We start from the raw sequence: 18,293 nt of genomic DNA, 5'->3' as shown, positions 1-18,293 counted from the left end.
AATTTGCGGTAGAATTGCAGTCGGTTGGAACTTTAATTCGCCGCCCGACACTTAATTGAAGTAATTTTATAAACAATATCAAGAGCATTGCTTAATGCAAGATTTTGTGGTTTTCCAATCCGTTCCATAATATCATAAATTCTATGCATCTAATCCCCCCTTAATCATTCCTGTTTTAGAAAGTATAACACAATTCCTAAAATTTCTCAAATAGGAGACAAATTGCAAGAGATTTTTAGAAAATAAATGAAATATGGCAAATTGCACAGCTTTTGTTGTGCTTTATTATGCAACTTGACAAGGAATAAAAAATAGTTCGAACGTCCGAACTATTTCAAAAAAGAATCTATATCTTCTTTTTTAAATTCCAGATAGACAACTTCTAAATCTATTTCTTTATTGTATTGTGTCTTTACATACGAGAGAAATTCTTGATTGTCTAACAGGATGTTCTGTATTTCCTCTAAGTCGATATTGTACGCTTTAACAGTAGCTTTCCTACAATTACGGCTTGCCCAATATCGGCGTTTTCCTTTTGTGACAGCACATAAATCCTTTGTGATGTATTTTGCAATGTAATGACTTACACGGGTCGTATCCTGCACTTGTGTGACAGTAGAAAAACCTAGTTTCCAGTTTGCAAGGTTATAAATCGGCTTTCCATTCCTTTGTTTTATTCCGCTGTCTTTCAACTCTATATCTCCGATGTGAGAAAGAAGACCATGAAAGTGATAGCTTTTCCCATCCTTATGCAGTTCCGGGATTAAGATATAAACTAAATCCGGCGCATACCGTTGCTTTAAATTATTTAACCACTTGCTTGTTTTTTTTGTTATAGCGTCATAGTCTGTCCGGTCGATATATTGCGGATTGTATGTAATCGTTAAAAAGTAACTCCATGTGTTCGCCCTTGTAATCTCATAGATTTCTTGTATTGTACGGGCACGGCTGGACCGGATAGAACGGTCCCTGTCAACCGGAGTTCGGACGTCCGAACTTTTTTGTAACAAACATTCCTCTAAGTCTTTCACACCTGCCACTTTTTCAGAACTGTAAATCTCTTTACTGTATAAACGGATATGCACACTGTCTAAATAATCGTACACTTTAATATTATAAAATCCCATGTTTCCCCCTTCCAAAAAAAACATGTGAGTGTTAAGTGTTGCTATAGTCAAGTAAGCAACACTAAATTCTATCCGATAAATCCTATCCGTTTGAGGGCGGCTCTGCCGAGGGCTCCCTACCCTCGTCTGAGCCGCTCTCAAACGTGTTATATGTATCGTAAAGACTATAGTATTTCTTCTTGGCTCTAAAGAAACGCTGTCCAACTTTCTCTCGCATCGGATACCAAATTTTAACTCCGCAAAATAATTTTCCAAGCGCAAACATAGAAAGAAGTTTACCACCAATTCCGTAGTTAGAAACTTTTCGATGGACAACTTCATATTCAATTAAAGACCGGATTTGTCGGTCGATCATCCGGTCAAATAAGGCAACAAGTATAATATCGTAGCCCATTTTTCTATGCTGGGTATAGAAACTAAGCCATTCTGAACGGCCTTTTGCATTCCATTCACGAGCATTAAATAAAAGTTGGCACTCGTCTATGACCAATAAAATACGACCCTCTATTACACATTTACCATTCCAATACTGTCTCGCAAAGTCTTGTAAATAATCCGGTGTAAGTTCGGTATTGTCCACATAATAAAAACTGTTTTTCTTACCCGAATAATTAAAGCTAAAGTTTGCGATTACCGGAAGTCCAAGACGTAACGTTTCATATACAACTTTTGCCGTATGCAAAGACTTCCCACTACCCGGTGTACCACTGTATAAATAAATCATTATACCCCTCCTGTCTATTCGATTGCTTTAATCCAACGTAAAACGATAGAATAAGCATAAAATAAGCCAATGGAAACCAGCCAAGCCGCACCGATCTTTATAAATGTGCCAATAGGAACCAGCCAGTTTACATACTCAATATAAGGAATTGTTAAGTTATCAATAAAACTTACAAAAGGACTGTGCGGAAGAACAGAGGAAATGGTGGAAACTAGAGCCTGTATAGCTTCCAAAAACCAGTTATAAATTGTTTCAAACATCTATATCCCCTCCTATCCCTTGATAATTCCACGGGTCGCAAAGATAAGACCGACAAGAAAAACAAGCGTCATACAAGTGCGCGAGACTTTCGCGACAGAATCCCAATCTTTCAAATCCACAATGATTTTATCATCTACATTTGCAAACTTTATTTTCACAGGGATTTCAAAGCGGGGCGCTTTTGGTTCTGCATCTAATTTATTGATCAACTTCACAAAATCAAACGGCATACAGAACGGAAAAATTTCTGTTAAATCAGCAATAATTGTATTCCAGCTTGGTTTTTTTGGCATATCTGGATTCGATGGCGTATCAGGATTATCTGGATTTGGGTTATCGGGGTCCGGGTCTGTACCGGGATCAGGGTCTGTACCTGGGTTCGGGTCTGGCTTTGTGCCGGGATCAGGATACAAAGACGGATTTACTTTGTGAAAAAAGTCCAAGACAGCTTGATTAATTGCATCTGTTTTTTGTGCCGGGGATAAATCCGGGTTCGCATTTGCATCTGCCTTTTGTTGTTGTAACTGCTGTAATAATTCTATAATATCTAAGCTGTTCGGGTCATAGGTGGGATGCTGTTCCAAGTCTGGATTATTGTCAAATTGGTTTGCATAATCTGGATGAATCCACAATACCTGACCATTTTTTAAATCAATCCACTGTCCACTCACAAAATCATAAACATAAGTGTTCAATTTAGGATTCAATACGATATTGTCACAGAAGATTTGTAAAGCATTTGAAACAGTATTATAGGAATTTTGAACATAATTAGATGAACCATCCAAAGCCTGAAAAAAATCAAACGGTTTATGATTTCCCACTTCAAATGCAGAGTTAAAATCTATTTCTTTTTTATCCATCATATATAAACTTAAACCGCTATCCCCACGAACAAATACCATAGAATCACACTTATTTTCAGCATTTTGTAACACAGGGATATAGCGGTTTCTTTGTGCATCCGGTTCTGGAATTTTTTGATTCAAGATATAGGTTTCATCTTGAATGATTTCATAAACTTTTTTACAATACGCTTCATTGGTAGAATTAAAGTTGCTGAATCCAAAAGCGGCAGTTTTTCCAGACAAGTCAGCGTTTCCGGGAAAAAGGTACTGTAACATATCAGAACTAACCGGATTCTGAGCATCAAACTGGTATTCTTGTATCGTTTCATCAGCCAAATGCTCACCAAAGTTATAAGATTTATATGTAAGTTTTACAGCCTTGCGAATGGCATAAGTTGTCAGTGCGCTGAATGTAACCGCTTTATCTCCTTTGATTGCAAGTTTCAAATCATTATAATTATCATAGTCTTCCCCCTTGTCTTTGTCATCGTCGTCATCAGGGTCAAAGTCAGGACCGGGATTTAAATAAGCATGATTAAAATGTGTTGATAAATAGTCATCTAAATCACTTACTGTTTCCTCGTCTAAGTTTGTCGCAGTCAGAGCAATTCCACCAATCGCAAACAAAATGGCAATGACAGCTAAATCGTCAATCACAAAAGCCGCCTGCACCCGGCGATTGTTAAACGATGTTATCAGAATCATAGAACAAAGCATCATGCAAAGTATGCGGATAGAAAGTTTTCGCTTCATGTATTTTTCTCCTTTCTAAAAAAGGGCATACCGTACAGGTACGCCCGAAAAAAGTATACTTATTTAGAAGCAACTTTTTTGAAAATTTTGACGATAATACCAAACACAAGCCCGATTGCAACAAACGGAAATGCGTAAGGGATTACAGTACCAACGGCTTCCATTGCCTGGTCAGAAACACCCTTTAAAGCGTTTGTAATCGCAGTAATTATAGCTTCCATGTTTTTCTCCTTCCTACTTTATGCCTTGTTTACAATGCTTCTAAATATATCTATCAAAAGGCCGACAATGATACACATCGTACCCATTGCGGCACCGATAGTTATGGAGCCAAACATCACAGGGGCAATCAATTTTATATTTTCAACTGCATATTCCAAAGTATCACCTCAATTTAAAATATTTGCTCAAAATCAATGCAAGGATCAGACCAACAAGAAGATAGATACCTACACCACAAAACATTGTTACCATAACAGAATCACCGATACCGGATTGAACGGATTTCATATAGGTCTTATATTCCTTTATGAGCTCTTCATCTTCCTTGTTTTCGGTCGTTTCTTCCGTTGTTTGGGGGATGGAAGAATTTATAGTTTCCGTTGTTTGTGTTGTCTCCTCGGTCTTCTCTGTACCCTGTTCTGTTCTGCTTTCCATACGAATAATAGGAACCGTAGAGACAACCATATCTTTATATTCAAAGTGCATAAAACCTCCTGAATTCGGTAATCAAGAGGGCTTATCAAAGCGTGGCTTTCCTAAGCCCTCTAAGAACAGTATGTATACTGGAAGGATTCTGGTTGTAAAGTGTTGCCCTACGGCGTATCGCAAAAGTTCGGACATCCGAACTTTACTTGCCACTTTACAACCATCTACTTCATTAAAACTGCACGCTCAATCAGTATCTTTTTGTATTTTGAATCTACATAGCCATAGAGATCATAGGGCTTCATGTCCTCAAGGCTGTGAAAAACTTCCTCCGTTACCGAAATTTCATCCGTAACCGTATTGCCATTATCATTGACCATGCAAACGGCTTTATAAGAAACACCGTTTCTACCGTTGTACTCATACGCTTTTTTGTTCTTTCCCAACACTGTTGTTTTTAAATTTACATTTAATTTCATAGTTCTACCTTCTTTCTAAAATAAATAGTGTAAAGTGTGTAAAATACATAATCCCAAAATAACGGAATAAATTGAAAATCGAATGAAACTTTTCCGTGCAATATTTTCATTTCCAAAAAGTAATGCGTAACCAAAACGATAAAAATATAATACGGTTAAAATTAGAAACAGAAATAAAGAAATAAATAAAATCATAGACATCATACAAAACCTCTCTATATTTGGAAGGGGTACGCCCCCGAAGGGGCGCATCCTCTAAAAAACAATCTTAACTTCTAAATGCGGTTTTTTACCTGTTGTCTTCTTTGCGTCTTTCAAAGCATCTTCAATCACTTCCTTGAGTTTTAAAAGTTCATCATAATCAGAGACGGAACAAACAAGCATATCTTTAGCAGTTTTTGAAATATCCAAGATAACACCGTCTTCATCACAGGCTGGTTTAGACATAATGTCAGATTCATCAGCATCAATATCATGGATATCCCCCTCTTTCAAGTCTGTGATTGCAGTTTCTAACATATCCGTATATTCTCGTTTCATCTCCCGAATTTCACGGACAGACATGGAAGGGTCACACTGGTCAAGAAAGCTGTCCGGACAGTTTAAAAGAAGTGTCAACTTACTAATACCATAGTCTTTCATATCATCCCGGATATCCAGCAAATTTTCTTCATCGAATACACCGAACCGCTCACAGATGTTAATGAAATTTGAAGTTGTGCCCCTTGCAAGTTCAAACTTGTCTTTCGCAAAGTCATAGATATTCTTATATGAATCAATTTTATAAAGTTTCTTCTTGTAAACTTTGTGGAGAAGAAATGCAATTTTCAGAGAAGACATTTCTACTTTTTGATATTCTTTCTGAATCGCAGTCACACAATTTTTATAAAGTCGTTTGTCTTCCGCTTGGATTTTTGCCTGATTTGTTTTTGCAACTTCTTTCATCTGCTTTGCAACCGTTGTTGTCTTTTTCTTTTGTTCGAACGTCCGAACTTTTTTACTTGTGTTTGTCATAATATGTACCCCCTCAACTTCCTATTTGAATAACATGGACAATGATGTATATTCCTCTAATGTCAGAACCTCGATATTTGCGGCAAACATTAAAACATGAATCGCATGTGTCCGGATAATGTCAGCCCGTTTGAAATTTCTGCTCTGCTGACAGGCAAGATAATCATAATACTGATATTCAATGTAGTCGTTAATTTCCGTATTTGTTAGATTCTTAGAGTACCCCATAAAGACCGCCTTTCTTTCCTTTTTGCTCTCTTGTTTCTTTCTAATTACATTTTACAACTTTCAGTTTCATAATTTTTGGAGAAAATTTATTGACACACCCCGGTCAGTGTTATATAATATGAAAATGTGACATAAAAGAAAATGCTTACCCCAATGCCCCGGAGGGAGTATTTTATATAGAAGACACATTGATTGAGAAATTTAGGAGGAAGAACCATGAAGAGCTTTATGGCAAGCCCATCAACAATTGAAAGAGAATGGTATGTAGTTGACGCCACAGGACATACATTAGGACGTTTAGCATCAGAGATCGCAAAAGTTTTAAGAGGAAAGAATAAGCCGACTTATACTCCTCACATCGACACAGGCGATAACGTGATCGTTGTGAATGCAGATAAAATCCAGGTAACTGGAAAGAAATTAGACCAGAAGATCTACTACAATCACTCTGATTATGTAGGCGGAATGAAAGAGACGACTTTAAAAGAAAAAATGGCGAAAAAGCCTGAAGATGTTATTTATCTTGCAGTAAAAGGTATGCTTCCAAAAGGTCCTTTGGGAAGAGCAATGATTAAGAAACTTCACGTATATGCAGGCGCAGAGCACAACAATCAGGCTCAGCAGCCAAAAGCATTAGAGATCAAGTATTAAGAAGGAGGACGATTAAGTGGCTACAGCAAAATATTACGGAACTGGTAGAAGAAAAAGCAGTATCGCTAGAGTATATTTAGTACCAGGAACAGGAAAAATCACAATCAATAAAAGAGATATCGACGAATATTTAGGATTAGAGACATTAAAAGTAGTCGTACGCCAGCCATTGGTTGCTACTGACACTCTCGGAAAATACGATGTTTTAGTTAATGTTATCGGCGGTGGTTTTACAGGACAGGCAGGAGCAATCCGCCACGGTATTTCCAGAGCTTTATTACAGGTTGACGGAGACTTCCGTCCGGTATTAAAGAAAGCAGGATACTTAACCAGAGATCCACGTATGAAGGAAAGAAAGAAACCGGGACTTCGTTCTGCACGTCGTGCACCACAGTTCTCAAAACGATAATAAAAAATTATATAAGAGAATTAATCAACCCCATGAAAACAGCAAGTTTTCGTGGGGTTTCTGTTTTGTTGAAAAATATAAAGTTTTACTAAAATATACAATTTTGAAATTGTAATAATTAAAATGATGTGATAAAATTTGGTTATGGAACAACCGTGTTACAGGGTGGTTTGACCTTCATTCTACATAGAATGGAGGTGGTGCCAATGAAGAACAAATTCAGTTTTATTGACTTGATGCAGTTCGGATTATTTTTGATTGCACTACTGACCTTCATATATTTGATTAGTCATTAGTTACGCATAGAAAAACCACCCTTGAAACTTTGGCAGGTGTCAGGGTGGAATTTTCTAATTCTTTCACAGGTCAATCCCCCTTGCGGGCGGTTGTTCCTTTTTCTACTTAAAATATACCACTAATTTGAAAGTTTGTAAAGAATTCATTGCTGATGAAGATGAAATACAGGATCACGATTGATCATATTAATCATGTTAGAAATATCTTCACAAGCCATCTGAAATTTCGACTTTTCAATCAGTATGTTTTTTCCTGTCATAATATAGGAGGGCATTAGCCGTATATTTTTATAGTATATTTCGCTGTGGCGCAGTTTGTATGTTGAAACAGCAGGAATCACATTTCTTTTCGTTGTTCTTTTAGCGATCATATTCACTGCTTTTTTTGCCACATCCCCCATAAGCACGACTACCTGGACGTTAGGAAATAAGGCGAGCTCCTTCTCAAGAAAAGGCAGGCTTTCTTCGATCATGCTTCTTTCAACGGAAGTGTGAGATTTTGGTTTCTTTACTGCATTTGTAATATAGATACCCAAATCCAGCAGCTCTTCTGCGGTATTCACTGTTATTCCTGCATTTTGGAAAAGACGGATAACAGCAGAAAGGTATTCTCCATCCTGTTTTCCATAGAAATCGTTCTCAGGATCATTGGGGACGACTTCATTAATAAGTACAGCTTTGATATTCTCCGGGATAACATCGACGTCATTGAAATAAAAATTACTGCCCGAAGCATCTATGCTTTGTAAACTTTTTTTTATATTCATGATTCTGCTCCTTTGTGATGGCTGAGGGCTTTTTCGCAGCGCTCTATGATTTCTTTTATTAAGCTTATCGGGTGTACAATTTCAACTTTTTCTCCGAAAGATAACAGCATTTCATACAGCCATTCGTTCCGGGGAAGTGATGCTTTTACAATAAACTGTTGATCGTTTTGTATGATCGCCTCTTCACTGAAAATATCTAAAACCCTATGCCCCATGTCCAATGGAAACCGAAGTTCTATTTCACATAATACTTCCATGTCCTCAGGCAGCGGCCAAATGTTTAAATTATCATGAGGAATTTCATCAAACATAACTTCTGTGAGCTTCAGACTCCTCATCCTTGAGACACGGAATAATCTGTAATCATTTCTTTTGCAGCAGAATCCAAACAAATACCACGATCTGTCTTTATATAATAATTTTATCGGACGGCACCGCCTTTCACTGACCTCTCCCCTGGAATTATAATAACAAAATACAATTTCCTGCCTTTTTAAAACAGAAATTTTCAGCAGAGAAAAGATTTCATGTTCTTTTTGAACGCAGGCTCCCCAGCGGGAAAAATCAATTTCAATCCAGTCTGTATTTGTCTTCTTAAAAAGAGCACCTAGTTTTTCTAATGTACCTTCATGATCGGAATATTGGGCAGCGGATAAGCTCTGAAGACCGATAAAGATATCCTGAATATCAGACTCAGACAGCAAAGCTTTGCTGATGATAAAATCATCATACAGTTTAATACCGCCGTCCCTTCCCGCGGCGGCATACACTGGAATACCTGCACTGCTCATTACATCAATATCGCGGTAAATGGTTCTCACAGATACTTCAAATTTTGAGGCCAGTTCAGGTGCAGTTGCCTGTCCTTTTTCCAACAGATAGTAAAGGATTTTGAATAAGCGGCTTTCATGCAATCGTTTCACCTCCTTGTCTCTCTATTATATCAGACAAACCCTGACAACGTGTGTCAGGATACAGAATAAACAAAATGGGGCGATAATTGTAAGTGTAAAATTATGATAAATTTTCCTTTTCAAATCCGTGAAAATATATTGACTATTTTTGATAAGATGTTATAATGAGGGCATAGATAGGATTGTAACTCTTCGAGGCATTACCTTTAGTGTATTAGGTGTGCTGAGAAGAGTTTTTTATTTTATAGGAAAGTTCTGCGGTCTTTCCTAATAAAATAAAAACGCTCTGCGGGTTGTACACAGATGCGCAGGGAAATCATTTGCCTTCGGCAAATCGTATATGGCACGCAAAGTTATCAAGCCCTCAAAGATTGAGGGTTGGGAGTTGAGGTGTGGGCTTGCCCACTTTGTTCTTTGTGGAAAGGGGAAATATGTTTAACTTTTTTAATAAGAATAAAAATTCAGATGGTGTTATGATGTCACCAGTCAATGGATTGTGTATAGATTTATCAGAAGTTCCGGATAAAGTGTTTTCAGAGAGAATGATAGGGGACGGTGTGGCATTCATTTATGAGGATGATATGATATGTTCTCCATGTAACGGGACAGTAGTTATGGTTGCGGATACCTCTCATGCAATTGGCATAAAAAGCGGAGAGATTGAAATAATTATACACATTGGATTAGATACTGTGGAGCTTAATGGGGAAGGCATTAAAGTATTCGTTAAGACGGATCAAAAGGTAAAAGTAGGAACACCATTAGTTAGAATTGACAGGAATTTTATGAAAGAGAAGTCAGTGAATTTAACTACGCCGATGATTATAACAAATACTGGGGATTTTAAATTAGAGTTTAAAAATACAGGGAAAGAAGTAGAGCGCAGTAAGTCAGAAGTGATAAAGTATACCAAGAGTGAATAGATAAACATTAAAATTATTTATTTTAAGAAGAAGGGGGGGATTTCTTTGTGAGGATTACTAAAAAAATTAATAACAACGTTGCATTAGGGGTAGATCCTAAGGGAAAAGAAGTAGTAATTTTCGGGAAAGGAATTGGATTCCACGAAATTCCTTATGAATTAAACGACTTGTCTTTGATTAGTAAAACTTTTTATGATATTGATCCAGGCTATTTGGAATTATTATCTGAAATTCCTGAAGATATTTTTAATGTTTCATCTAAAATTGTTGATTATGCAAGAAGTAAAGTCGGTTGTGAACTAAATCCAAGTCTGGCATTTATGCTAGCCGACCATATTAATTTTGGTGTTATAAGATTAAAGAAATCCATAGATATTACCAATCCATTAACCAATGATATAAAATATTTATATAAAACAGAAATGGAGATTGGATATAAAGCTCTGGATATGATAGAGGAGGATTTACAGATTCGCTTTCCGAAAGGGGAGGCAGCAAGCATTGCACTGCATATTATCAATGCAGAAGGAATGCAAAACGATATGAATAATACAATAAAAGTTACGAAGATTCTTAAAGAGATAACTAAAATCGTGGAAGAAAGCTTTGATTTTAAAATTGATCAGGATAGTATTGACTATTCCAGATTTGTGATTCACTTAAAGTATTTTGTACAGCGTGTGAAAGAACCAAAAGAGAAAGTTTCAGATTCTACAAAATTGCTTCTTAAATCTATAAAAGCTCAATTTCCGGATACGTATGGATGTTTTAAGAAAATAGACAGCTATTTAAAAAAAACATTAAAGTTGAAATACAGCGAAGAGGATCAATTATATTTATTGGTTCATATCAATAGGATTTTAAATAACTAAAGAACGCATGTCACGTATTACCCTAAAATTTATATATTTTTCCGCATTGGATTGTAACTCTGCCTTGAGGCATTACCAATGATAAATATTAGTATATTTATCATTTGCTGCCTTGAGGCTTTTTTATTTAATTGATGTCAATTATAAGGGGGGATAAAGATGTAAACAATAAAAATAATTTATGTATACAAGTTTCATTCAAAAATGGAGGTGAACATGATGTCAGCAAGTAAATTAAGTAAGAACATTATTTCTAATGTAGGTGGTGTGGAAAATATCAATTCATTAACGCACTGTGTAACAAGATTAAGGTTTGTTCTTAAAGAGAAAGAAAAAGTAGATAAAGATACCATTGATAACCTGGACGGAGTAACAAGTTCATTATATTCCGGGGGTCAGTATCAAGTTATTATTGGACAAGATGTGGCAGATGTATTTGAAGATATTATTAGTAATTATGAATTGAATGGTACTAAAAAAGGCGCTGCTGATACAAATCAGGGGGAAGATAAAAAGAGTATTTTGGGGCGTTTAGATCAATTGTTCAGCATATTAGCATCAATCTTTACGCCATTAATTCCTGCGATGCAGGGTATGGGATTTTTGAAAATAATTTTGGTCTTAGCAAAATTTATGGGTGCGTCACCGGAAAGCACTACTTATCAGTTGGTCAATACATTATCAGATTCTTTTTTCTATTTCCTTCCGTTTCTTGTGGCGTGGTCCGCAGCGGAAAGATTTAAGGCTAATAAGGCACTGGCTTTGATGTTAACCGGATTGCTGCTGCATCCAGGTTTTATGGAATTATTCAAGGCAAATGAACAGGTTTCATTTTTGGGGATTAATGTCCCGAATATAAATTATACCGGAAGTATACTGCCGCCAATTCTGACAATACTTTTGTTATCATATGTTCAAAAATTATTAAATAAATTACTGCCAAAACTTTTTAAGACAGTATTTTCATCTGTGATCGCTTTGATTATTACAATGCCGATTGCAATCTTAATTATTGGACCGATTGGGAATTGGGGCGGTGCTGTATTAGTAAATTTATTCAATAGTTTATATCAGTTTAGTCCATTGCTGTCTGGTGCAGTAATCGGAGGACTGTGGCAAGTAATCATAATTGTTGGTATGCACTGGCTGGTGCTGACATTGATTCAGTTCCCAAATATAGATAGTTTGGGAGTGGACAGAGTTACAGTTGCGTTTGCTCCTAGTATAATGTGTCAAATTGCAGCAGGACTTGCCGTTACATTAAAAGTTAAAAATAAAGCGGTTCGGCAGAATGCGTTATCTTTAACAGTAACAAGTTTACTCTCCGGCGGAGTAATTGAACCGGTAATGTATGGGGTAAATATAAAATATAGAAAGCCTTTCTACTTTGTATTAGTAGGAGGCGCAGTAGGCGGAGCTATTACAGGAGCATGTGGAGCAGGGATTACCGCTCCGGTTATGTTTGGTATATATACGTTGCCGGCTTTCTTTGGCAAAGGATTTACAGGGTTGATGATAGGAACATTAGTTGGTTGTTCCGTGACATTTTTATTAACCTATTTCTTCGGAGTTGACAAGGCAATCGAAGAAAAACAAAAGAAAGAATTAGAAGCTTACACAGCAGAAATTGTATAAGAAGGAGATAGATTTTATGGAAAAACAATATTTATATAACAAGATTAAAGGGACTTTAGTAGCTGCGGGAATGGGAGATGCAATGGGGGCGCCTTCAGAGGCTTGGAGCAGAGATGAAATTATTAAAAACTATGGGGGACCAATTACTGATTTTATGGATCCAAGTTTAAATCTTTATGTGAAAGATAACCTGATGGGAGAAGTTACAGATGATACATCTCAGATGTATGAAATGGCATTGGCAGTCATTAAATCTAAAGGAAATTTTACGGTAAATGATGCAGCAAATGCTTTGATAGAATGGTCGGAAAAATATCCGAAGTATTATCCAAGAAATGCAGGACCAACAACAAGGTATTTGATAGAAGACTTAAAATCAGGTAAAGATCCTGTTGAATTGGGGAAAACGGGCGGAACATATGACCGTGGTACTTCCAATGGTGCAGCGATGAGAATTGCTCCGGCAGGATTGCTGTTTCCTGGAAATTTGGAAAAAACCATAGAAGTTGCAATTACCATGACTAAGCCGTCCCATGGAACACAGCATGGATATTCGGGCGCATGTGCAATTGCATGTGGTATCTCAAATGCTTTAATGGAAGATTCTGATTTATATTCTATTGTGAAAGCTTGTCTTTACGGAGCGAAACGTGGAGAAGAAATTGGAAGGGAAGAAGCCAGAATTGCTCCGGGATTTGCAGTTTATGAAAAAGTTGTTAAAAGTATAGAAATTGCTTTAACCTCAGATCACATGGACGAAGCGATGGAAAGATTGGAAAGAAGCGTTGGAAATGACGGATCTATTCAAAGTTCTGCTGCATGTGCCATTGGTCTTTTCTTAGCAAGTTCCGGAGATGTATTGAAAACAATCATCGGCGGAGCAAATATTGGCGGAGATACCGATACGATTGCATGTATTGCGGGAATGTTAGCCGGCGCATATACAGGATTTGAAGGGATAGACAGTGATAAATTTGAAGTGTTTAAAAAGGCTAATACAGGATTTGATTTTGATAAAGTATCTGAAGAACTGACAGATTTAGCTCATAATAATTATTTGAATGCCAAGTAATTCTTTAAACTTCTTAGGATGTTGTTTTGATTCTTATAGCGGTCTCCTTTAGAACTGTCTGATATGATAGAGACTTAAAGGAGGCTGTTTTTTTATTTCCTGATCATGCTCAGACAAACCCTGACAACGCGTGTCAGGATAAAAATGGATGTTGACAATATGAAAAGCAGAGACTATAATAAACAAAAAATAAGAAATGAAATGAGGTGTCTTGGTGTTACGGGTTTCTGGAATGAGCATTGCAGAAAAATAAAATATTGATCAGGGACGACAGGTATGGATATGCCGGTCTGTCTTTTGTCAGCCTGCATATAAGCAGACTGATCTGATATTTTGCCTTACAAACCCGTTTCATACGCTTTATTATAGATGGAAAGAGATGTTGGAACATAGCTGTAATGCTGTGTTTTTTATTTCATAGGAAAGATCTACGACCTTCCCCATGAAATAAAAATGCTCCGCAGGCTGTACACAGATGCGTAAGGAAATTATTTGACTACGTCAAATCGCATCTGGCACGTAAAGTTGTCAAGCCCCTCAAAGATTGAGTGGGTGGGGAGCTTTAGTGGGCTTGCCCACTTTGTTATTCTTTAAATTTAGACTTCTTTCGTAAAAAGATCACAGGGAATGTGCCGGTTTCGGGGCAATGTATCTGTGATCTTTATTTTATTTCAGGAAATTAAACTATGATAAATAGGCATCATTCTGCCTTGACTGAGAAAGGAATCTATCATGAAAAATAAATCGTTGACAACATTGGGATATCATCAGATATTAGAGCAGCTCAAAGACTATGCATTTTCTGCGGGGGCAAAGGAACGGATCGGCCGGATGCTGCCTTTATTGTCTGAACTGAAGCTGAGGAAACATATAAATGACACATCCCAGGCAAGAGGAATGGTGGAGACATATGGAACACCACCTCTCCCGGCCATGGATCATATGGAAGAATATATAAAAAAAGCAGCTGCGGGGGCACTGCTGCTGCCGGAGGAACTGGAAGAATTGTGTATGTTTTTAAATTCTGTCGCACGGCTGAAGATCTACCTTAAGAAAGGGGAGGCTGAACAAATCAGCCTGGCTTTTTATAACCAGAATTTAGAATCCCTGGATGACCTGAAAGAGGAGATCAGGCAGTGTATCAGAAATGGAAGGGTAGATGACTATGCGTCACCATACCTGAAAGACATCCGAAAGCAGATGCTTCTGCTCAGTGAGAAAATTGGAGAGAAAGCTGAAAAAGCACTGAGAGCAAATAAAACGTATTTGAGCGATGCATTTGTAGTGAAAAGAAACGGAAGGTATTGTATTCCTGTCCGTAAAAAATGCAGAAATATGGTTTTGGGAAGCGCAGTTGACCAGTCTTCCACCGGTGCCACTATCTTTGTGGAGCCTGCTTCAGTTGCAGGGCTCAGAGAGGAACTGGAACTTTATCAGATTGAGGAGGATTCGGAAGAAAGAAGAATCCTTTACAGCCTGACGAGCCTGGCAGCACAGAATGAGGAAGCTTTGAAAGAAGATATTCGTGTGATCGAAAAGCTTGACTTTATATTTGCCAAGGGACGCCTGAGCCTTGAAATGAATGCAGTGGAACCTGAGATTAATACAGAGCATTACATCAGGCTTAAGAAAGCCAGGCATCCAATGCTGTCAGGGGAAACCTGTGTGCCGTTAGACTTTGAAATAGGCAGAGAAAACCGCGGAGTCATCATAACAGGACCGAATACAGGAGGAAAAACGGTAGCAATTAAGACGGTCGCCTTAATGAGCGCGATGGCATGCTCCGGGCTTCATGTTCCCTGTGAATGTGCAGAACTCTGTATGCAGAATGAGATCCTTTGTGATATTGGAGACGGACAGAATATTTCTGATAACCTGTCTACCTTTTCAGCACACATCAAGAATGTTCTGGAAATATTAAAAAGAAGTCAGAAAGACAGTCTTGTCATATTAGATGAACTGGGTTCCGGGACCGACCCGGCGGAAGGAATGGGAATCGCAGTGGCGATCCTCGAAGAGTTGAGAAACAGCGGAGCATTATTTCTGGTGACCACCCATTATCCCGAGGTAAAAGAATACGCAGACCGGTATCCGGAAGTGGTGAATGCAAGGATGGAGTTTGACAGGGAAACTTTGAAGCCTTTGTACCGGCTGAAGGTAGGCGAGGCGGGAGAAAGCTGTGCCCTTTACATTGCAAAGCGGCTTGGTTTCCCGGGGGCAATGCTCAGTGCCGCAGCCAGAGAGGCGTACGGAGAGAAAAGTGAGGCTGTCATAGACAGTTTGCAGCTGACGGATACACAGGAGAAGCTGCGGCGTGAAAAAGCCCCGTCCATTCAAAAGACAGAGAAGAAAAAGGAAACTAAAATAAGAAGATTTGTTACCGGGGACAGTGTGACAGTTCTGCCGGAAGGGGAGATTGGGATCATAGTGAAGCCTGCCGATGAAAATGGTCAGGTACTGGTACAGATTAAGAGAGAAAAGAAGCTCTTCAGCCATAAACGTCTGAAACTGAAAGTAGCAGCATCAGAACTTTATCCGGAAGACTATGATTTTTCCGTTATTTTTGATACAGTAGAAAACAGAAAAGCAAGACATAAAATGGGAAAAGGTTTCCGGGAGGACCTGGTTATAAAGACAGAGGAATAGAGAAAAAACAGGAGGAATTGAGAATGACAGAGAAGGAAAAAGCGGCTTTGGGAATGCTTTATAATGCGAATTATGATACGGATTTAAAGGAAGAGCGGCTTGACTGCCAGGAGCTGTGTGCAGAATATAACCGGCTGATGCCGAAGGAATTGGAAAAAAGGACAGAACTCATGAAGAGGATTCTGGGAAAAACAGAGGGAGAATTTATGGTGGAGCAGCCGTTTTTTTGTGACTACGGCTATAACATTGAAGTTGGTGAGAGGTGTTTTCTGAACTATCATTGTACTATTTTGGACGGAGCCAAAGTTACATTTGGACACGATGTCTTCGTAGCGCCTAATTGTTCTTTTTATACAGCGGGACATCCGTTTGATATAGAACAGAGAAACGAAGGGCTTGAATATGCCTATCCGATCCATATAGGAAACAATGTCTGGATCGGAGGTAATGTGACCGTGCTTCCCGGCGTGACCATCGGTGACGGCACAGTTGTTGCGGCCGGAAGTGTTGTGACGAAGGACCTGCCCGCCGGGGTGCTGGCGGCAGGAAATCCATGCAGAATCATTCGGAATCTGTCTGAATAACAGAAAGCAGAAGCGGCAGAAAATTAAGGCTGCATTGCACATTTTTAAGTACAATGCTATACTCTAATTAAAACGAGGGAAAGAAGTGTGATGCAAATGACAGGCCTTATATTACAGCTTGAATACAGTGCAAGGATCCTTCTGGCAGCAGTCTGCGGAGCCTGTATTGGCTATGAGCGGACGAACAGACTCAAAACCGCGGGCATCAGGACTCATGTGATCGTATCATTGGCCGCCGCGCTGATGATGATTATCTCCAAGTATGGATTCAGTGATATTCTCGCCGTCCACAACGTTGGACTGGACCCGTCAAGGATTGCGGCAGGTGTCGTAACCGCCATCGGTTTTCTGGGTGCAGGTATTATCTTTGTACATAACCAGAGTGTCAGCGGACTGACGACCGCGGCGGGCATCTGGGCCACTGTGGGAGTCGGCATGTCCGTAGGCGGCGGGCAGTATCTGATCGGGATTTTCAGTACGATTCTTCTGATCATTGTGCAGTGGGTCCTGCACCGTGACTTTAAGTGGATCAAAACGCCCACGGTGGAAGTGATTACCCTGAAACTGCCCAATGGCCCTGACGCTGTAAAGATGATTCAGGAAACGATCAGGGAGGAGTCCATAGAAATTTTAAACATCTCAGTCCAGAAGATAGGAAATGAGAGCATCAAGGTCAGACTGGACGTGAAGCTGCCGGACAGCTTTGATATGTACGATGCGATTCAGCGGCTGCTTGAGAATGAGAATATTGAATCCATTGATATTTAAGATTGAAAGAAAATTATAAGAATCTTGAAGCTTTTTTTTCTGTTTTTTATGATACCCTGATAGAAAGAAAAGGGGGTAGTTTTATGGGTAATCATAGGAACAGAAAGCTTCGGGATGGAATATTTAACGGAGTCTTTATTTTTTATCTGGCATTTCTGCTGGAAAATATTCTGTTTAAGTATGTACAGCCATGGCAGCTGTTTCAGCATGGAAGATACTTTTCAAGATCTTTAAATTTAGTTCCGTTTCGGCAGATTATGAGTTCTTCAGGAATCGGCGACCTGAATATTTATGGGAATATCATTTTATTTCTTCCGCTGGGAATTTATCTGATGTTCTTTATGAAAAGAAGAAAAGCGGTTAAAAGCCTGCTGGCAGTCTTTGGCATCAGCTTGTTCTTTGAAGCCTTTCAATATGCAGCAGCCATTGGAGCCACAGATATTGACGATATTATTTTAAACTGTGCCGGAGGACTTTTTGGAGTTATGTGTTATAAAGTTCTGCTGTTTGTCTGCATGGGAAAGGAAGAGAAGGCAAAGACGGCTGTTGCCGGAACTGCAGCCGTGGTCGGAATGATCACTGCAGTTCTTATAGGCCTGCTCATTGCCTTTAATTAAGGCTTTACAAGATATAAAAGGTATTTTATACTTTAACTAAGAAAAAGAAATGAGGTG

At 38.6% G+C, this 18,293-nt stretch carries 21 protein-coding genes; 10 read left to right on the top strand and 11 right to left on the bottom strand.

What is annotated here, in order from left to right; translation table 11 throughout:
* Positions 1-329: 329 nt before the first annotated feature.
* From DWV34_RS14725 to DWV34_RS14690, 9 genes are all read right to left on the bottom strand, one after another.
* Positions 330-1,127 carry a rolling circle replication-associated protein gene (locus DWV34_RS14725; protein ID WP_118476578.1) on the bottom strand — a complete coding sequence of 266 codons (798 nt, stop codon included), beginning with the start codon at positions 1,125-1,127 and terminating at the stop codon, positions 330-332.
* Between the two features lie 82 nt (positions 1,128-1,209).
* Entirely contained in the window at positions 1,210-1,851 is a 642-nt protein-coding gene (locus DWV34_RS14720) for a zonular occludens toxin domain-containing protein (protein ID WP_118476577.1), read from the bottom strand.
* A gap of 14 nt (positions 1,852-1,865) precedes the next feature.
* Positions 1,866-2,111 (bottom strand): hypothetical protein, encoded by a 246-nt coding sequence (locus tag DWV34_RS14715; protein ID WP_118476576.1) that lies wholly within the window; start codon positions 2,109-2,111, stop codon positions 1,866-1,868.
* 12 nt (positions 2,112-2,123) lie between these two features.
* Positions 2,124-3,713 (bottom strand): hypothetical protein, encoded by a 1,590-nt coding sequence (locus DWV34_RS17435; RefSeq protein ID WP_187115086.1) that lies wholly within the window; start codon positions 3,711-3,713, stop codon positions 2,124-2,126.
* A gap of 59 nt (positions 3,714-3,772) precedes the next feature.
* The gene (locus DWV34_RS17230; protein WP_158565692.1) at positions 3,773-3,934 is read right to left on the bottom strand and encodes a hypothetical protein; all 162 of its coding nucleotides are present in this window, start codon (positions 3,932-3,934) and stop codon (positions 3,773-3,775) included.
* Between the two features lie 163 nt (positions 3,935-4,097).
* Positions 4,098-4,421, bottom strand: coding sequence for a hypothetical protein (locus DWV34_RS14705; RefSeq protein ID WP_118476575.1), 324 nt, complete (start codon positions 4,419-4,421; stop codon positions 4,098-4,100).
* Between the two features lie 164 nt (positions 4,422-4,585).
* Positions 4,586-4,840: a hypothetical protein gene (locus tag DWV34_RS14700; protein ID WP_118476574.1), complete on the bottom strand. Its 255-nt coding sequence runs from the start codon at positions 4,838-4,840 to the stop codon at positions 4,586-4,588.
* 255 nt (positions 4,841-5,095) lie between these two features.
* A complete protein-coding gene (locus DWV34_RS14695; RefSeq protein ID WP_118476573.1) occupies positions 5,096-5,854 on the bottom strand; it encodes a hypothetical protein in 759 nt (252 codons plus the stop codon).
* 21 nt (positions 5,855-5,875) lie between these two features.
* A complete protein-coding gene (locus tag DWV34_RS14690; RefSeq protein WP_118476572.1) occupies positions 5,876-6,082 on the bottom strand; it encodes a hypothetical protein in 207 nt (68 codons plus the stop codon).
* Positions 6,083-6,298: 216 nt separating this feature from the next.
* On the opposite strand from DWV34_RS14690, the gene rplM reads away from it, so the two are divergent.
* Entirely contained in the window at positions 6,299-6,733 is a 435-nt protein-coding gene (rplM, locus tag DWV34_RS14685) for a 50S ribosomal protein L13 (protein WP_006568523.1), read from the top strand.
* A gap of 16 nt (positions 6,734-6,749) precedes the next feature.
* Entirely contained in the window at positions 6,750-7,142 is a 393-nt protein-coding gene (gene rpsI, locus DWV34_RS14680) for a 30S ribosomal protein S9 (protein ID WP_006568524.1), read from the top strand.
* Positions 7,143-7,581: 439 nt separating this feature from the next.
* On the opposite strand, the gene DWV34_RS14675 is transcribed toward rpsI, so the two are convergent.
* Both DWV34_RS14675 and DWV34_RS14670 read right to left on the bottom strand, forming a co-directional pair.
* Positions 7,582-8,205: a uracil-DNA glycosylase family protein gene (locus DWV34_RS14675; RefSeq protein ID WP_009289932.1), complete on the bottom strand. Its 624-nt coding sequence runs from the start codon at positions 8,203-8,205 to the stop codon at positions 7,582-7,584.
* Positions 8,202-9,128, bottom strand: coding sequence for a helix-turn-helix transcriptional regulator (locus DWV34_RS14670; protein ID WP_187115088.1), 927 nt, complete (start codon positions 9,126-9,128; stop codon positions 8,202-8,204). The genes DWV34_RS14675 and DWV34_RS14670 overlap by 4 nt, the downstream gene beginning before the upstream one ends.
* Before the next feature lie 422 nt (positions 9,129-9,550).
* Here DWV34_RS14670 and DWV34_RS14665 point away from each other — a divergent pair, with 422 nt between their 5' ends.
* The 8 genes from DWV34_RS14665 (at position 9,551) to DWV34_RS14630 (ending at position 18,236) form a co-directional block, all read left to right on the top strand.
* Positions 9,551-10,042, top strand: coding sequence for a PTS sugar transporter subunit IIA (locus tag DWV34_RS14665; RefSeq protein WP_006568528.1), 492 nt, complete (start codon positions 9,551-9,553; stop codon positions 10,040-10,042).
* Positions 10,043-10,089: 47 nt separating this feature from the next.
* On the top strand, positions 10,090-10,914 hold the full coding sequence (locus DWV34_RS14660; protein ID WP_009289930.1) for a PRD domain-containing protein: 825 nt from the start codon (positions 10,090-10,092) through the stop codon (positions 10,912-10,914).
* 216 nt (positions 10,915-11,130) lie between these two features.
* Positions 11,131-12,549 carry a PTS transporter subunit EIIC gene (locus tag DWV34_RS14655; RefSeq protein ID WP_225103766.1) on the top strand — a complete coding sequence of 473 codons (1,419 nt, stop codon included), beginning with the start codon at positions 11,131-11,133 and terminating at the stop codon, positions 12,547-12,549.
* Between the two features lie 16 nt (positions 12,550-12,565).
* Positions 12,566-13,621, top strand: coding sequence for an ADP-ribosylglycohydrolase family protein (locus tag DWV34_RS14650; RefSeq protein WP_009289928.1), 1,056 nt, complete (start codon positions 12,566-12,568; stop codon positions 13,619-13,621).
* Positions 13,622-14,353: 732 nt separating this feature from the next.
* The gene (locus DWV34_RS14645; RefSeq protein ID WP_006568533.1) at positions 14,354-16,267 is read left to right on the top strand and encodes an endonuclease MutS2; all 1,914 of its coding nucleotides are present in this window, start codon (positions 14,354-14,356) and stop codon (positions 16,265-16,267) included.
* A 23-nt stretch (positions 16,268-16,290) separates the two neighbouring features.
* Positions 16,291-16,851: a sugar O-acetyltransferase gene (locus DWV34_RS14640; protein ID WP_006568534.1), complete on the top strand. Its 561-nt coding sequence runs from the start codon at positions 16,291-16,293 to the stop codon at positions 16,849-16,851.
* Between the two features lie 90 nt (positions 16,852-16,941).
* A complete protein-coding gene (locus tag DWV34_RS14635) occupies positions 16,942-17,619 on the top strand; it encodes an MgtC/SapB family protein (protein WP_006568535.1) in 678 nt (225 codons plus the stop codon).
* A gap of 83 nt (positions 17,620-17,702) precedes the next feature.
* A complete protein-coding gene (locus DWV34_RS14630; protein ID WP_009289927.1) occupies positions 17,703-18,236 on the top strand; it encodes a VanZ family protein in 534 nt (177 codons plus the stop codon).
* Positions 18,237-18,293 lie beyond the last annotated feature (57 nt).

Origin of the sequence: Anaerostipes sp. AF04-45, from assembly GCF_003461725.1 — a bacterium.
GTDB classification, from domain to species: domain Bacteria; phylum Bacillota; class Clostridia; order Lachnospirales; family Lachnospiraceae; genus Anaerostipes; species Anaerostipes caccae.
Note: the sequence above shows the minus strand (reverse complement) of the source record. Positions and strands in the feature narration are given on the sequence as shown.

Coding starts and splice junctions, on each gene's coding strand:
- DWV34_RS14640 (WP_006568534.1), top strand. CDS start 16,291: ATGACAGAGAAGGAAAAAGCGGCTTTGGGAATGCTTTATAATGCGAAT.
- DWV34_RS17230 (WP_158565692.1), bottom strand. CDS start 3,934: ATGGAAGCTATAATTACTGCGATTACAAACGCTTTAAAGGGTGTTTCT.
- DWV34_RS14650 (WP_009289928.1), top strand. CDS start 12,566: ATGGAAAAACAATATTTATATAACAAGATTAAAGGGACTTTAGTAGCT.
- DWV34_RS14700 (WP_118476574.1), bottom strand. CDS start 4,840: ATGAAATTAAATGTAAATTTAAAAACAACAGTGTTGGGAAAGAACAAA.
- DWV34_RS17435 (WP_187115086.1), bottom strand. CDS start 3,713: ATGAAGCGAAAACTTTCTATCCGCATACTTTGCATGATGCTTTGTTCT.
- DWV34_RS14725 (WP_118476578.1), bottom strand. CDS start 1,127: ATGGGATTTTATAATATTAAAGTGTACGATTATTTAGACAGTGTGCAT.
- DWV34_RS14715 (WP_118476576.1), bottom strand. CDS start 2,111: ATGTTTGAAACAATTTATAACTGGTTTTTGGAAGCTATACAGGCTCTA.
- rplM (WP_006568523.1), top strand. CDS start 6,299: ATGAAGAGCTTTATGGCAAGCCCATCAACAATTGAAAGAGAATGGTAT.
- DWV34_RS14720 (WP_118476577.1), bottom strand. CDS start 1,851: ATGATTTATTTATACAGTGGTACACCGGGTAGTGGGAAGTCTTTGCAT.
- DWV34_RS14665 (WP_006568528.1), top strand. CDS start 9,551: ATGTTTAACTTTTTTAATAAGAATAAAAATTCAGATGGTGTTATGATG.
- DWV34_RS14655 (WP_225103766.1), top strand. CDS start 11,131: ATGATGTCAGCAAGTAAATTAAGTAAGAACATTATTTCTAATGTAGGT.
- DWV34_RS14645 (WP_006568533.1), top strand. CDS start 14,354: ATGAAAAATAAATCGTTGACAACATTGGGATATCATCAGATATTAGAG.
- DWV34_RS14635 (WP_006568535.1), top strand. CDS start 16,942: ATGCAAATGACAGGCCTTATATTACAGCTTGAATACAGTGCAAGGATC.
- DWV34_RS14690 (WP_118476572.1), bottom strand. CDS start 6,082: ATGGGGTACTCTAAGAATCTAACAAATACGGAAATTAACGACTACATT.
- DWV34_RS14630 (WP_009289927.1), top strand. CDS start 17,703: ATGGGTAATCATAGGAACAGAAAGCTTCGGGATGGAATATTTAACGGA.
- DWV34_RS14705 (WP_118476575.1), bottom strand. CDS start 4,421: ATGCACTTTGAATATAAAGATATGGTTGTCTCTACGGTTCCTATTATT.
- DWV34_RS14675 (WP_009289932.1), bottom strand. CDS start 8,205: ATGAATATAAAAAAAAGTTTACAAAGCATAGATGCTTCGGGCAGTAAT.
- DWV34_RS14695 (WP_118476573.1), bottom strand. CDS start 5,854: ATGACAAACACAAGTAAAAAAGTTCGGACGTTCGAACAAAAGAAAAAG.